Below are 15,025 nucleotides of genomic sequence, written 5' to 3'. Positions count from 1 at the left end.
TTTTCACAAATTGTTTTTCTGAAATAATCTTTTGCCGTGACAACGTTTATAACTATAATCTCTATTTACCACTTCGTCAATACAAAAAACAATAAAAATTAAAAAAAGATTTACTTCCCGTCAACATGACGAGAAGTAAACCTTTTGTTTTGTATTAATCGAGACGAACATAGCCCGTCTTCTCCACTAACGTCTGCCCATCCTCGCTTTCGAGCCATTGAAGAAAATCTTCATATTGCTTTGCTTTCTCATCCGTAGTCACCGCATAGAATTCAGACGTCAGTGGATACGATCCATCCTGAATCGTTTCAACGGTCGGCTCAATTCCTTCTATACGAAGTAACTTGATTTTATGGTCCTTCACCATTTCTGTCGCATAGTATCTAAATGAGAATCCAATCGCATTTTTATGGTTTCGATACGATGAAGTTTGTTGGATGATTCCACCCATCCCTTCAGGAACATCTTCTACCGGCGCCTCCATGAGCTTTTGTTCGCCCATCATCTTTTGTAACGCCGTTTGACTGCCGCTATCCTCAGGACGTTGGAAAGCTCGAACGGCTTCCGAGTTGCCGCCGACCTCTTCCCAATTCCGAATGTCGCCTGAATAAATCCCCCGGACTTGTTCCATCGTCAACGAATCGACCGGGTTATCTTCATGGACGAAGAAAACAAATGCTTCCCTTCCAATCGGCGTCATATGTAGAGAAACGTTTTTTTGTTTCGCGACCTTCAATTGACGGTCAGATGGACCCGCGACAAAAATCACGTCAGTCTGATCGTTCATTAGTCGGCTGTATGCTTCCGGCGTTGTCGTCGACACGACTTTACTCGTTTGATCATTGTATGGATCATACGTTTCCGAGTCCGGATAGACTGCTTCTACGAATGAAGCGTACATCGGATAGAGCGCCGTCGCTCCGTCTAATCGCGGCAACCCTTCCCCAAACTTCACCGAAGCCTCGTGATCGAGTCTCGCCAATTGTCCTGAATCCGTGAACGGCTGATAGTCCGTCAACTCCACTCCGCGTTCCTCAATCTTCAAGCTATCCTGATACATATAATATCCTTTCACAGAAGCGAAGAGGAGAACACCGACCAACGTACCCCAGCCGAGAACTTTTCGAATCTTTTGTTTTGAAAAGGACGAGAAATCATAGAGTCCCATACATACGATTAGTAGAACGGCCATATACCATATCGTCCAAAGAATCGGTCGCCCGAGTGTGATGGGGTCTCCCATCGTAAAAAGGGCGACGAAGACAGAAATCACAATCGTGACAAATAAAATAAAAACGGTTCCCACACTAAATTTCAATAGTTTCATATAACTGATTTTCTCCTCGTTGTTCCTAGGAAAGGGAAGTTAAGCAATCTCATAAAGCACTGCTTCTACCCCGACTCCTTTTGTCGGTCTCGTGACCGTACGAACATACCCTTTTTTCACTAAAAAACCAATGATGCTCCCAAGGTCGACACGGAGCTCGTTCAAATTCGGATGTTCCATCAATTCCGGGAACGTCCACGCGCCGTCTTTCTCCTGCATCGTCTGAAGTAATAACAACGTCCCCGGCAACACTTTCGATTGAATCAAATGTTCCATGCCAATGACGACGAGGTGGATGCGCTGTTCAAGCGACTCTTGTCCTCCGACCAATTCCTCGTGCAGTTTATAGATTTCGAGGTCGATGGCTCGTACCTGTTCCCACAACACGATCTCTGGATGAATCCCTGCCTCAAGAATCGAGAGGCGAGCCAGGTGAGTGAGCGCATGATGAATCTGAGTGAAGGCGTCTTGGAACTCCCCTTCTAAAAACAGGTATCGTCCGTCTTCAAACCGACGCAACAATTTTGCAAATGAGATTGAGAGTTGTAAACGTTGCTCTCGATTCGTTAAATTGCGGTTGCGTTGTCGCAACTCCAAGATGTACTCATTCCGTTCGAACAAGACGATCCCGTCTTCAATCCAATGAATGGCTCGTCGATTTTCATTTAAGACAATCCAGCGATCCATCATCGAGTCACTGACTACGTGCAGGACGATTTTTTCTTGACCGACCTGATAGTGTTTCACCGTCCAAAACGGTTCTGGTTTTGCTTCAATCACAATGAGCAGGCGATCCGACTGATCCGTCAACGGATCACGTGCCCGTTTTTTCTTCACCTCAATAATCCCGAGTGTCGTTTTTAATGCAGCATATTCTGAGTAAATGGTGCGAGTCGCATATTCCATCGTCATCTGGACCCCTTCTCTCCCAATCGCAAGTTGACTATATATATGACGATTGTCATTTTCGATACGAATCAAATTCGCCCTCTTTTCAAAAAACTCCTGCCGAAAAAGTGCAGGAACTTCTCACTCGTTTGAAGATGAGCTATGATAGAGACAGACTATTGGAGGGATTCACTCATGAAAAAACGGGGGAACAAAATCAACCGCGCACGTAATATAGCATTACTTCTTATCTTCGGCGGGATCGGTGTCATGTATCTCGGTCTTCTCGCAAAATCCATCACCTGGCTCATGATTATTTTCATGCTTCTTGGATTTATCATGGTACTTGCGAGCTCTGCTCTTTACTTCATCGTCGGCATGGCCTCGACAAAAGCGATCATCGTGACTTGTCCGAACTGTGAAAAAGAGACGAAGATGCTCGGACGCGTCGACTTATGTATGCACTGCGACGAGCCGCTTACAATCGACCGTTCACTCGAAGGAAAAGAATTCGATGAGAAATATAACAAACGTCAGTCACAACAGACGGACTAACATAAAAACCACATCCGAGCAGTCGGATGTGGTTTTTTAATGTGTTTGCGATTGTTCAGACTGACAAGACGGGCACGTTCCGTACACTTCAAGACGGTGACGATCAACTTTGAATCCAGTCAATTGTGATGCAACCGATTCGATTTCATCTAATACAGGATAGTTAAAGTCGACGACTTTTCCACACGTATCACAGATGATGTGATAGTGCTTCGACGTCACAAAGTCAAAACGACTTGAGGCGTCCCCATAGTTCATCTCTTGAACGAGACCCACTTCTTTAAAAACGCGCAAGTTGTTATATACAGTGGCCACACTCATATTTGGAAACCGTGCGGCAAGTGCCTTATAAATGTCATCCGCTGTCGGGTGACTATGCTCCGTGACGAGGTACTCCAAAATGGCCTGGCGCTGAGGCGTCATTCTGACTCCATGTTCCCGGAGCGACTGAACAGCATGGTCAAGCATTTCGCTTCCCACGTCAATCCCTCATTTCTTCTATAAAATTCATGCGAAATAGTTTTGAACATTAACTTATTTCTTACATAGTAATCTTTATAAATAGTGTACTGATTTCTCAACTACTCGTCAAACACTGAGCTTATGCGGTTGACGGCTATGATACAATAAGTGCGAATTTGAATAAGGAGGCAATACATATGACTACTTCATCAAATCGTCAGTCATCCGATGCATTATACCAAGATGCACTCACTCACATCGTCGGAGGTGTCAACAGTCCATCTCGCTCATTTAAAGCGGTCGGTGGCGGCGCCCCTGTTTATATGGAACGCGGCGAAGGGGCCTATTTTTATGATGTAGACGGCAATCGTTACATCGATTATTTGGCGGCATACGGTCCAATCATTACCGGCCATGCCCATCCACACATTCACGAAGCGCTTATGAACGCTTCTTCAAAAGGTTTATTATACGGGACGCCACACCGTCTCGAGGTTGAATTTGCGAAGAAACTAAAACAAGCCATCCCTTCGATGGATAAGGTACGATTCACCAACTCCGGAACAGAAGCCGTCATGACGACGGTACGAGTCGCCCGTGCTTACACTGGTCGTGAACTCGTTGTGAAATTCAGCGGTTGTTACCACGGACATTCGGATCTCATGCTGATTGCAGCAGGTAGTGGTCCAGCGACGCTCGGTTCTCCTGACTCGGCAGGTGTGACGAAAGCCACTGCCAAAGAAGTCATTACCGTCCCGTTTAACGACGTCGAAGCGTATCGCGAGATGATGAAAGAATGGGGAGACCAGGTCGCTTGTGTGCTCGTCGAACCGATTGTCGGGAACTTCGGAATCGTTGAACCGAAGCCAGGTTTCCTCCAAGCTGTCAACGACATCACACATGAACACGGCGCACTCGTCATCTATGATGAAGTCATCACGGCATTCCGCTTCACATACGGAAGTGCCCAACAAGTGTATGGCATCGAACCAGATATGACGGCACTTGGTAAAATCATCGGTGGTGGTCTACCAATCGGTGCTTACGGCGGGAAGGCTGAAATCATGGAGACGGTCGCCCCACTTGGACCTGCATATCAAGCCGGTACAATGGCCGGTAACCCGGCCTCGATGGCGACAGGAATCGCTTGCCTAGAAGTGCTCGAGCAACCTGGTGTTTATGAGAAATTAGACGCACTCGGTGCGAAACTGGAAGCCGGCATCCGCGAGGCGGCAGAAAAGCATGATGTCACGATCACGCTCAACCGCTTAAAAGGTGCCCTTACCGTTTACTTCACGGATGAAATCGTCACCGACTATGAAGGTGCGGAAAAGTCAGACGGTGAGAAGTTCGGACGTTTCTTCAAGTTGATGCTTGAGAATGGCGTGAACTTGGCTCCATCAAAATATGAAGCCTGGTTCTTGACGACAGAGCATACGGAACAAGATATCGAAGAGACAATCGAAGCGGTCAATCGCTCGTTTGCCCAATTGTAAGAAGGAGATGCGCAAGCATCTCTTTTTTTCGTCTAAAAGGGGACATCTTCAAAAAAAGTGTCTCTTTTTACTTAGTACCGTCCCCCATTACAGTAGAACCAAGGAGGTGCTCACCATATGAAATTTAAAGATTTTCCATTAAATGTCCGCTTGCGACTCGTTTGCGGATTTTGCATTCGAATCGTCGGATCAGCCATTTTCCCATTCATGGCACTCTATTTCTCAGAAGAGTTGGGGAAAGTGCCAGCCGGTATCATCATGATCTCATTCGTTATCGTCGGTTACTTGACCGGTCTATTCGGTGGGTACTTTTCCGATCGGTTCAATCGGAAGGTTGTCTTACAGATTGGCCAGGTGATTCAAATCATCTGTTTTCTTGGGATGACCATCGCGATTCACCCATCGAATAACTGGGCACTCATCGTTGCCATCCTCTACTTCGGACATGCCGTTTCGAACGGATTGAACTATCCAGCTCTCGAGGCGATCGTCATCGATTCGATGGAAGAATCAAATCGAAAAGCCATCTACGTGTATGACTACTGGCTCGTCAATTTAGCGATTGCCGGAGGCGTCATGCTCGGCGGCGCCTTTTATCGCGACCATCGCTTCGCCCTCTTCATTGGTATGACGGTCATTCTCACTGTGACCACAATCATTCTTCAACGTTTCTTGGTCGACACATATACTGGCAACCGCTCAACACCGTCAAACCCGATTCATGGTGTCATCGAAAACTATAAAATCGCGTTACGCGACCGCCGATGGATCACATTCGTATTTGGAAGTATGCTCGTCTTTTCGACCGAGTTTCATATGGCGAACTATATCGGTGTTCATTTAGCAGAGTCATTCGAAAGTCGTCAAATTCTCGGAATACCTGTTGATGGGGTTCGCATGATGGCGTTTATGCAACTAGAGAATACCTTGCTCGTCGTCGCCATCACGTTTGCGGTTACTGCGTTCGTCAAACGTTTCAAAGAGAAGACCATATTTTTCATTGGCTTATCGTTATATATCACAGCATACGCCGCCATCACCTCAATGAACTCCTTCATCGTTCTGGCCGTACTCGCGATTATCTTCACAATTGGCGAACTCCTCTACTCGCCGATTCGACAAGTGAAACAGGTTGACCTCCTCGACCCTGAACGCCGTGCCTCTTATCTTGCATTCGGCGGCCTCACGTTCCACGGAGCCAAATTGGTTGCCGCGGCAGGCATTGTCGTCGGCGCGTTCATCGGTCCGGTCTTGATGAGCGGTTACATGTTCGTCTTCGGTGCCCTCGGTGCTTACTTGTATTATGTATCGCTCTATAAGATGCAACCTGCTCGCCAACTCGCTGCTTGACGTTTAACATGAAGACAAAACGGTAAAACAGTACGATGAAGGAGGCGAACTACTTGCCTGCGATTGTTTTATTTGATGGCGATTGCAACTTCTGTGATGCCAGTGTCCAGTTCATCATTCGTCATGATCGACACGCCTCGATTCACTTTGCTTCGCTCCAAAGCGAGGTCGGTCAGTCGCTCCGAACACGACACCGGATCCCGGAATCAGTCGACAGCATCGTCTATATTGAGGAAGGGGTTCCTTACTTAAAATCAGACGCTGCGATTCGAATTGCCGAACACCTTGATGGCCGTTGGCGCCTGCTTCGACTCATTCGTTTCATACCTAGACCGATTCGTGATCATGGATATGCGTTATTCGCCAAACATCGGACACGTCTATTTGGGAAAAAGGAAGTGTGCACACTCCCTTCCCCGGATGTTCGTAAACGATTTTTAGACCGCTAAAAAAGTCGAGCCATTAATGGACTCGACTTTTTTATTATTCGACTACGGCTAAATCTTGAATCATATACAGGTCGTAATACGCCCCGCGACGACGCATCAACTCTTCATGCGTTCCCGTCTCCATGATTTGACCGTTATCCACGACGACGATTTGATCGGCGTCCGTAATGGTCGACAAGCGGTGGGCAACGATTAACGTCGTCCGTCCTTTCGTCAGACGGGCCAGCGAGTCTTGAATCATCGCTTCACTTTCTAAATCAAGCGCACTCGTCGCCTCGTCTAAAATCAAGATCGGTGGATTCTTCAAGAAGACACGTGCAATCGCAAGCCGCTGCTTCTGTCCACCAGACAGTTTGACACCTTTCTCCCCGACCGGTGTCGCATATCCGTCCTGTAGTTTCGAGATGAACTCATGGGCGTTCGCCGCCTTGGCCGCCGCGATGACTTCCTCATCCGTCGCATCCGGTTTCCCCATCCGAATATTCATGGCAACCGATTCGCTGAAGAGGACCGAATCCTGCATGACCATCCCAATCTGGTCGCGGAGTGCACGTAATTTGAAATCACGCACATCGACGCCGTCGATTTTGATGCTTCCATCCGTCACGTCATAGAAACGCGGAATCAAACTGACGAGTGTCGATTTCCCTCCACCGGACATTCCGACAAACGCCACGCGTTCCCCGGAGCGGATTTGAAGGTTCACATCGTTCAACGCTCGTGTCCCGTCCTGTTCATACGAAAAACTCACATGCTCAAGGTCGATTTTACCCGCTGTCGACAACGGGACGAACCCGTTCGGTTTCTCCTCGATATCATATGTCTCATCCAAGAACTCAAAGACACGGTCCATCGAAGCGACCGACTGCGTGAGTGTCGTCGCCGAGTTGACGAGACGACCGAGCGGCGCATAGAGTCGGTCGATATACGCGATGAACGCAACGAGCGTCCCGAGCGATACCGCTTCTTGAATGACGAGCCACGATGCCGTCGTGAAGATGAGGATCGGCGCGATGTCAGTGATGGTCGATACGACGACATACGTCTTGGCGTTCCAACTCGTATGTTTGAGTGCCGCGTTCAAAAAGCCACCGTTCTGTTGTTCGAACGCCTTGTTCTCATATGGCTCTAGCGCAAAACTCCGAATGACCGCCATCCCGTTGACGCGCTCTGTCAAATGCCCTTGTAGGTCAGCGAGTGCCGCCGACCGTTCACGCGTCAAACGACGCAACCGTCCATAGAAATAGCGGACTGCGATCGCATAAAACGGAAGTGGTAAAATCGCGATCAGCGTGAGTTGCGGGTCAATCGTGTACATGATCCCGATGGCGATAAGAATGGTGATCATGTCGAGCCAAATATTCATCAGCCCGGTGATGACGAAGTCTTTCGTCTGTTCGACGTCGTTGATAATCCGTGAAATGATTTGTCCCGTCTTATTGTTTGAATAATAGCGGAGTGACAACTTTTGGACGTGGTCGAATAACCGGTTCCGCACATCGAACAAGACACGCGTCGCGGCCCACTGTGCCAAATATTGACGCAAATACTCGATTGGCGGCTTGAGGACCAGGAAGACGAAGAACACGATGCTGAATAACCAGACGAGCGTCGTGTAGTCCTGCTTCGGCGCATCGTCCGTCAAATAGTTATCGATGACATATCTATAAAGTAACGGTAATCCGAGCGGGATGGAAAACTTCAAAATCCCGACGAAAATGGTAAGGGCAATCTGTTTCTTATACGGACGAACAAACTGCAAATAACGTTTAATACTACCCATAATGCCTCCTGACTTAAGAAAAAAAGCGGAGATGAGGAATCATCTCCGATAACGTGCTTCGTATTCGCGATACCATTCATCGACGAATGTTGGGTTGAACGGCCCTTTCCGTCCTCGAATCCAGTTGATCAGTTCTTGCACGTTCTGCTTCAAGATTCGATCAATCGCTTTCGGATAATTCATCTCGCGACGATGCCGCTCATATTCATCTTCATCTAAAATCGTATACGACATATCCGGGAACACCTTGATGTCCAAATCGTAATCGATGTATTTGATGGCACGTTCATCCCCATCAAATGTAGTCGGCGAACCTAGATTACAGTAGTAGTAAATCCCGTCTTCGCGAATCATACAGATGACATTGAACCAATACTCAGATGAAAAGTAGCAAATTGCCGGCTCTCGCGTTCTCCATTGCCGACCGTCTGACTCGCTGACCATGATGCGGTCATTGAATCCGATCATATCCGTTTTTGACGACTGAAGGACGAGCGTTTCTTCCCAAACGCGATGCAAAGTTCCGTTGTGCTTGTAGCTCTGTATCTCGATTTTGCTACCTGCTTTGGGAAATAAGCTCATAAGCTCCTCCTTTCCGCTATGATGCTATACAATTCTCATATTTAATTATAGCGACTTTCAGAACCAATGAAAAAGGAAATCTCTTATTTTCATGAATTTAGTGTTTTTTGGAAGGCCCGCGTCCGTTCTTGGAACATCGGACGAAGCACGAAATACTCGACGAGTATGTTCGGAACATAGCTATCGAACGTCACTTCGTCGATCATGACCGCCTTGCCATCACGCGACTCGACCCGGTGCACATGTGTGAACCGTTTGAACGGAAACGGTAACCTCTTTCCTTGATCGCAGAATGCCTGGTTTCCCACAACGGTGATGGCACTGTTCCACGGCAGTTCCACCGGACCGACCCCAACGAACAACTTCACTTCATTCCCTTCGACCGAGGCGCCGTCCCCTACTAAGCGTACTTTAGGAAACTTCGTCAGTTTCGTCAAAAGCGAGGCATCCTGTAACAAATCCCATAGTGAATCGACCGTCGTATCATATGTCGACTCTACATCAAATCGTCTCACGTTCGCCACCTGCCAATCGTTCTAATTTTTGTTGAGCCACAGAAACCGTCTTCACCTCACGCTCCGAAGCGTCTAGCCAGACGACGTCATCCGTCGGAAGTGTCTCGACGCGATACAAATCGATATACCAAACGATATGAGAGAAGACATGTTTCACTTGCCCAAGATACGTTCCGTTAAGTTGTTCCCCCGTTCCTCGATCCATAAGCGGATATTGCCACATCCCAGCAAGCAACCCCTTATCCGCTCGTTGTTCGTAGGCAACTTTTCCATCTTTCTCGATGCACAGCGCATCATACATTTCGATACGTGCTGCTCCCTTCTTCGTTTTGACCGGCAGCTCATCTTGTACATGATGCGCATATGCATAACATGTGTCTTGAACAGGACAGAGTGAGCACATCGGATTTTTCGGTGTACAGACCGTCGCACCTAACTCCATCACGCCTTCGTTGAAATCGGATGCGTGAGCCGGATCCATCAATCGACGAACGACTTGTTCAAAGATTTTGCGCGTCTTCGGCATGGCGATGTCGTCATAGATCCCGAATTGACGTGACATGACGCGCATGACGTTTCCATCCACAGCCGGTTCCGGTTGATTGTACGCAATCGACAGTACGGCTCCCGTCGTATACGGTCCGACCCCTTTTAGTTTCTCGAAACGTTCTTTCTCCTCTGGGACGATTCCCTCGTAAACAGAAGCGACTTCTTTGACCGCTTCGTGTAAGTTCCGGACGCGAGAATAGTACCCTAGCCCTTCCCAATACTTTACGACCTCGTCTGTGTCAGCAGCTGCGAGATCTTCGAGCGTCGGAAAGCGTTCCATGAACCGGTTGTAATATGGGATGACCGTATCGACTCGTGTCTGTTGCAACATGACTTCACTTACCCACACACGGTAAGGATTTTTCGCATGACGCCAAGGTAAATCACGCTTTTCGCGATTAAACCAGGTGACGAGTTCCTCATTGAAATGGTGAATATTATAATTTGTGAACAATTTATCAAGATTAAGCATTGTGTTTCCCCTCGTTTTAAAAATATTGTATGATAAATAAGAATAGATGACGTAATTCTTTCATTATTGATGGAGGTGCTGACGCACATTGGATACTGCGACACACATTGGTATGGGACTTGGATTAAGTGCCATCGCGACGCTCAGCCCGGAAGTGTCAGGTGATGCACAACTGTTTTTAGCGATGACAGCCACGGCTCTCGTCGGCTCGCATGCACCAGACTTCGACACCGTCTTTAAGTTAAAAGGAAATAGTACGTATTTACGCCAGCATCGTGGTCGTTCACATGGAATCACCGCGCTTCTTGCTTGGCCAATCATCGTCAGCGCCGTCATCGGGACGGTCCTCGGCGTCAATCCTGCCTCTCTATGGGTCATGGCACAAATCGCCGTGTTGCTTCATGTCACGGTCGACTTGTTCAATGCCTACGGGACGCAAGCGCTACAACCTTTTTCGAAAAAATGGATCGGCTGGGGCGTGATCGGGACGTTTGATCCGTACTTGTTCTCCGCTTATTACGGTGCATATGCATTATGGATGATAACGGGTGCGACTGTCCCTATTTTTGCACTGCTCATTGCGCTTGTCATCAGTTACTATGCCATTCAGTTTAAATTACGTAACCGCGCGCTCGCTACCGTGGCGAGACACTTTGCAGGGGCACATGAATTGTTCATCTCTCCAGGAATCGGTTGGGATGACTGGCATGTCGCCGTCCGTTTCCGCGATGGACTCGGAGCTGTAAAAGTGAAAAAAGGCAAAGTCATCGAATGCGGTCGCTTCCGCGACAAACCGATGCCAGGAGAAGAAGACCTCCATTTCGTAGAAGCTCGGAAAAATGCTGACTTACAGGCGTTCCTCGAATTTTCTAAAATTCACACGTACACTGTGACACGCCATAACGGGATGATCGAATACCGCTTCACAAACTTGCGTTATTTCTCTAAAAACATGTATCCGTTCGTTGCCGTCGTTATCGTCGACGAGCAGACGAATGACGTGTTGTCATCGTTTACAGGTTGGGTGTTTAGTGAAGACAGCCTTCAGAAAAAATTGGTATACGAACAATAAAAAGTCGCTCAGATGAGCGACTTTTCTTATGCTTCCGATTCAGTGAATTGGAGCTCGAACTCGAATTTGACTTTCTTATCGACGAGGACACCACCCGCCTCAAGCGCTTGGTTCCACGTTAATCCATAGTCCTCACGGTTGAGCGACCCTTCTCCGGAGAAGGCGTGTTTCGTATTGCCCCATGGGTCTTTTGCGCTTCCCTCATACTCCACTTCAAACGTCTCTTCCCGAGTTGTTCCTCGAATCGTTAAATCCCCTGTCAATTCGAATTCTCCGCCTCCTTTTGAACGGAAAGAAGTTGAATGAAAGACGAGATGCGGATGCTCCTCGGCATTGAAGAAATCGCCTGAACGGAGGTGGTTATCCCGATCCGTGTTGTTGGTGTCGATCGATGCTGCCTGAATCGTCACTTTCACACTCGCATTCGCTAAATCGCTCGGCTCACCGTTCGCCTTAATATCAAATTCTTTGAACTCGCCTTTCACCTTGGAAATCATCATGTGCTTGACCGTGAACGTGATCGAACTATGCGCCGGGTCAATTTGATATGTCTTAGCCATCGTGACTCACTCCTTATGGATGAATTAATGTGTACAATCTAGTCATTTCCACAAATCTTGAGTTCAAAACGTTTTTACAAAAGATTGACAAATTATTGTCAAAAAATTTTGACTTTTATCACATCATACCGTTACGATGAAAAAAGGGAGTCGTTCGCTTACCGCTAAATGTAAGCGCATACATAACTCCTCTATCTCGTATGAAAAGGGAGGAACGATCATGATTTATGAAGTACCGAACTCAGCAGGAACGAAAGTACAGTTTAAGGACCGTTATGAGAACTACATTAACGGAAAGTGGACCGCACCGGCTGGTGGAGAATACTTTGAAAACACATCTCCTGTAAATGGGAAAGTATTATGTGAAGTCGCCCGCTCAACGAAAGAGGATATTGAACTTGCTTTGGATGCCGCTCATGCAGCCAAAGACGATTGGGGCAAAACGTCCGTCACGGAACGTTCTGTCATCTTGAATAAAATTGCAGACCGCATGGAAGAGAACCTCGAAATGCTCGCCTACGCGGAAACATGGGAAAATGGGAAGGCCGTTCGGGAAACGCTCAACGCTGACCTTCCGCTCGCCATCGACCACTTCCGTTACTTCGCAGGGGTCATCCGCTCACAAGAAGGTGGCATCAGTGAACTCGACCATGATACGGTCGCCTATCATTTCCATGAGCCACTCGGTGTCGTCGCTCAAATCATTCCGTGGAACTTCCCGATTTTGATGGCGGTCTGGAAACTCGCACCGGCACTCGCTGCCGGAAACTGTGTCGTCTTAAAGCCGGCCGAACAAACCCCTTCTTCAATCATGGTTCTCATGGAACTCATCGAAGATTTATTACCACCTGGCGTCATCAATATCGTGAACGGATTCGGTCTCGAAGCAGGAAAACCACTCGCATCGAGTGACCGTGTCGATAAAGTCGCCTTCACGGGTGAGACGACGACGGGCCGCCTCATTATGCAGTACGCTTCTCAAAACATCATCCCTGTCACGCTTGAGCTCGGCGGGAAGTCACCAAACATCTTCTTTGCCGACATCATGGACGCGGATGACGATTTCTTTGATAAAGCGATTGAAGGTCTCGTCATGTTCGCCTTGAACCAAGGGGAAGTCTGTACGTGCCCATCTCGCGCCTTGATTCAAGAGTCGATTTATGACAAGTTCATGGAACGCGTGCTAGAACGCGTCAAAGCAATCAAGCTCGGCAACCCACTCGATGCCGATGTCATGATGGGTGCACAAGCTTCGAACGAACAGATGGAGAAAATCCTGTCTTATCTTCAAATCGGGAAAGACGAGGGCGCAGAATGCCTAATCGGTGGAGAGCGCAACATGATGGACGGAGATCTCGCGGATGGGTACTACATTCAACCGACGATCTTCAAAGGTCATAACAAGATGCGAATCTTCCAAGAAGAGATTTTCGGACCGGTCTTATCCGTCACAACATTCAAAGATGATGCGGAAGCACTCGCCATCGCGAACGATACGCTTTACGGACTCGGGGCAGGCGTGTGGACTCGTGACATGAACCGTGCATATCGCTTCGGTCGTGAAATTCAAGCAGGACGTGTCTGGATCAACTGTTACCACTCCTATCCGGCACATGCTGCATTCGGTGGTTACAAAATGTCCGGAATCGGTCGTGAGAACCATAAGATGATGCTCGGTCACTATCAACGTACGAAAAACATGCTCGTCAGCTACAGCGAACAAAAACTCGGGTTCTTCTAAGATGGTGAGACGAGTCGAGGCCACCCCCGCCGCGCTCGAACTCATCGAACGTTTGAAATCGAAACACGGTCCCCTCCTCTTTCATCAGTCAGGAGGATGTTGTGACGGGAGTTCTCCCATGTGTTTCCCACGTGACGAGTTCATGGTGGGCGACCACGACGTTCTTCTCGGTGAAATCGGCGAGACGCCCTTCTATATTCATGAGAAACAGTATGATTATTGGAAACATACACAACTGATCATCGATGTGGTCGATGGTCGGGGTGGTATGTTTTCACTCGAAGGTGTCGAAGGGAAACGATTTTTAGGACGTTCTCGAGTCTTTACAGAAGAAGAGCGTGAGGCGCTGAAGCATGAAACCTAAGCAAAAGGACCCATTTCGATGGGTCCTTTATGATGTAAAAAACGATTATCCTCGATTGTAAAAAATATACATATGAATCATCTCGCTTCTTGTATAGTGGATACAAAGGGAGGGATTTGATGGCTTCACTACTAACAGAATTGTTCGAAGGTATTTTCGTCACCTTGATCAGCATATTCGCACCCATATTTCTCATCCTCACACTCATCATCATCTATAAGGTCAAACGTTATCAAAACAGTCAATATTCTCAACAAACTCGACATTCTTACTTCAAAGTGGTTCAAGACACCGGTCTATTCGGAGAGTATTTATGTGTGGCGGAGATTGAGTCAAAGTTCTTTCAACCGTTGATTCTGACAAACCTGTATCTCCCCCATCCTTCTAAAAAAGATCGAACCACTGAGATCGATGTCATTCTGATCAACCAATCCGGGGTACATGTCATCGAATCTAAAAACTATAGCGGTTGGATATTCGGTCGGGCACGTGACCAATACTGGACACAGACACTCCCTCGCCGTAAAAAGCATCGTTTCTTCAATCCGATCAAACAAAATGAATTACATCTCAAAGCCATCGAGCAAGTGCTTGGAGTGGACCGAACCCATCTCCACTCATGGATTGTGTTCAGCAATCGTTCGACGCTCAAACAAATCGAATCTGCCGAGGTCCCTGTGCTCAATCGCCAACAGTGGATCAAAGAGCTGATCACCTACCAAGACTTTGTTTTCGATCTCGATGAGCAAGTCCGCCTGTACGAAATCTTACACTCCTTCACACAAGTTGACACGACTGTCACCTTGAAACATATCGAAGACATCAAATCGACAATCAAGCAGTAAACAAACATCCCCGTA

At 47.6% G+C, this 15,025-nt stretch carries 16 protein-coding genes; 8 read left to right on the top strand and 8 right to left on the bottom strand.

Translation table 11 applies throughout. From position 1 onward, the window contains the following. Nucleotides 1–154: 154 nt before the first annotated feature. Together EAT1B_RS12365 and EAT1B_RS12360 are read right to left on the bottom strand one after the other, a co-directional pair. Complete coding sequence (locus EAT1B_RS12365; RefSeq protein ID WP_015880904.1) at nt 155–1,327, bottom strand: PstS family phosphate ABC transporter substrate-binding protein; 1,173 nt, start codon at nt 1,325–1,327, stop codon at nt 155–157. 39 nt (nt 1,328–1,366) lie between these two features. Continuing rightward, nucleotides 1,367–2,308, bottom strand: coding sequence for a nucleotidyltransferase-like protein (locus tag EAT1B_RS12360; protein WP_235439577.1), 942 nt, complete (start codon nt 2,306–2,308; stop codon nt 1,367–1,369). A 102-nt stretch (nt 2,309–2,410) separates the two neighbouring features. On the opposite strand from EAT1B_RS12360, the gene EAT1B_RS12355 reads away from it, so the two are divergent. Continuing rightward, on the top strand, nt 2,411–2,770 hold the full coding sequence (locus EAT1B_RS12355) for a YgzB family protein (protein ID WP_015880902.1): 360 nt from the start codon (nt 2,411–2,413) through the stop codon (nt 2,768–2,770). Nucleotides 2,771–2,806: 36 nt separating this feature from the next. Here EAT1B_RS12355 and perR read toward each other — a convergent pair whose 3' ends face one another. After that, entirely contained in the window at nt 2,807–3,238 is a 432-nt protein-coding gene (gene perR, locus EAT1B_RS12350; RefSeq protein WP_031421138.1) for a peroxide-responsive transcriptional repressor PerR, read from the bottom strand. Nucleotides 3,239–3,429: 191 nt separating this feature from the next. On the opposite strand from perR, the gene EAT1B_RS12345 reads away from it, so the two are divergent. From EAT1B_RS12345 to EAT1B_RS12335, 3 genes are all read left to right on the top strand, one after another. Then, entirely contained in the window at nt 3,430–4,728 is a 1,299-nt protein-coding gene (locus tag EAT1B_RS12345; RefSeq protein WP_015880900.1) for a glutamate-1-semialdehyde 2,1-aminomutase, read from the top strand. Nucleotides 4,729–4,845: 117 nt separating this feature from the next. Further along, nucleotides 4,846–6,078 (top strand): MFS transporter, encoded by a 1,233-nt coding sequence (locus EAT1B_RS12340; RefSeq protein WP_015880899.1) that lies wholly within the window; start codon nt 4,846–4,848, stop codon nt 6,076–6,078. A gap of 53 nt (nt 6,079–6,131) precedes the next feature. Then, on the top strand, nt 6,132–6,527 hold the full coding sequence (locus tag EAT1B_RS12335; RefSeq protein WP_015880898.1) for a thiol-disulfide oxidoreductase DCC family protein: 396 nt from the start codon (nt 6,132–6,134) through the stop codon (nt 6,525–6,527). 34 nt (nt 6,528–6,561) lie between these two features. Here EAT1B_RS12335 and EAT1B_RS12330 read toward each other — a convergent pair whose 3' ends face one another. From EAT1B_RS12330 to mutY, 4 genes are all read right to left on the bottom strand, one after another. Further along, nucleotides 6,562–8,310, bottom strand: coding sequence for an ABC transporter ATP-binding protein (locus EAT1B_RS12330; RefSeq protein WP_015880897.1), 1,749 nt, complete (start codon nt 8,308–8,310; stop codon nt 6,562–6,564). A 39-nt stretch (nt 8,311–8,349) separates the two neighbouring features. After that, entirely contained in the window at nt 8,350–8,892 is a 543-nt protein-coding gene (locus EAT1B_RS12325; protein ID WP_015880896.1) for a DUF402 domain-containing protein, read from the bottom strand. 89 nt (nt 8,893–8,981) lie between these two features. Then, entirely contained in the window at nt 8,982–9,407 is a 426-nt protein-coding gene (locus EAT1B_RS12320; protein WP_015880895.1) for a hypothetical protein, read from the bottom strand. Next, nucleotides 9,394–10,428, bottom strand: coding sequence for an A/G-specific adenine glycosylase (gene mutY / locus EAT1B_RS12315; RefSeq protein ID WP_015880894.1), 1,035 nt, complete (start codon nt 10,426–10,428; stop codon nt 9,394–9,396). The genes EAT1B_RS12320 and mutY overlap by 14 nt, the downstream gene beginning before the upstream one ends. Nucleotides 10,429–10,516: 88 nt before the next feature. On the opposite strand from mutY, the gene EAT1B_RS12310 reads away from it, so the two are divergent. After that, complete coding sequence (locus EAT1B_RS12310; protein ID WP_015880893.1) at nt 10,517–11,500, top strand: metal-dependent hydrolase; 984 nt, start codon at nt 10,517–10,519, stop codon at nt 11,498–11,500. Nucleotides 11,501–11,526: 26 nt separating this feature from the next. On the opposite strand, the gene EAT1B_RS12305 is transcribed toward EAT1B_RS12310, so the two are convergent. After that, on the bottom strand, nt 11,527–12,060 hold the full coding sequence (locus EAT1B_RS12305) for a YceI family protein (protein ID WP_015880892.1): 534 nt from the start codon (nt 12,058–12,060) through the stop codon (nt 11,527–11,529). A 220-nt stretch (nt 12,061–12,280) separates the two neighbouring features. Here EAT1B_RS12305 and adh point away from each other — a divergent pair, with 220 nt between their 5' ends. From adh to EAT1B_RS12290, 3 genes are all read left to right on the top strand, one after another. Then, nucleotides 12,281–13,801: an aldehyde dehydrogenase gene (adh, locus tag EAT1B_RS12300; RefSeq protein ID WP_015880891.1), complete on the top strand. Its 1,521-nt coding sequence runs from the start codon at nt 12,281–12,283 to the stop codon at nt 13,799–13,801. A 1-nt stretch (nt 13,802) separates the two neighbouring features. Continuing rightward, nucleotides 13,803–14,165, top strand: coding sequence for a DUF779 domain-containing protein (locus tag EAT1B_RS12295; RefSeq protein ID WP_015880890.1), 363 nt, complete (start codon nt 13,803–13,805; stop codon nt 14,163–14,165). A gap of 119 nt (nt 14,166–14,284) precedes the next feature. Then, nucleotides 14,285–15,010 carry a nuclease-related domain-containing protein gene (locus tag EAT1B_RS12290; protein ID WP_015880889.1) on the top strand — a complete coding sequence of 242 codons (726 nt, stop codon included), beginning with the start codon at nt 14,285–14,287 and terminating at the stop codon, nt 15,008–15,010. Nucleotides 15,011–15,025: the final 15 nt, after the last annotated feature.

Origin of the sequence: Exiguobacterium sp. AT1b (assembly GCF_000023045.1) — a bacterium.
Taxonomy (GTDB): Bacteria; Bacillota; Bacilli; order Exiguobacteriales; family Exiguobacteriaceae; genus Exiguobacterium.
Note: the sequence above shows the minus strand (reverse complement) of the source record. Positions and strands in the feature narration are given on the sequence as shown.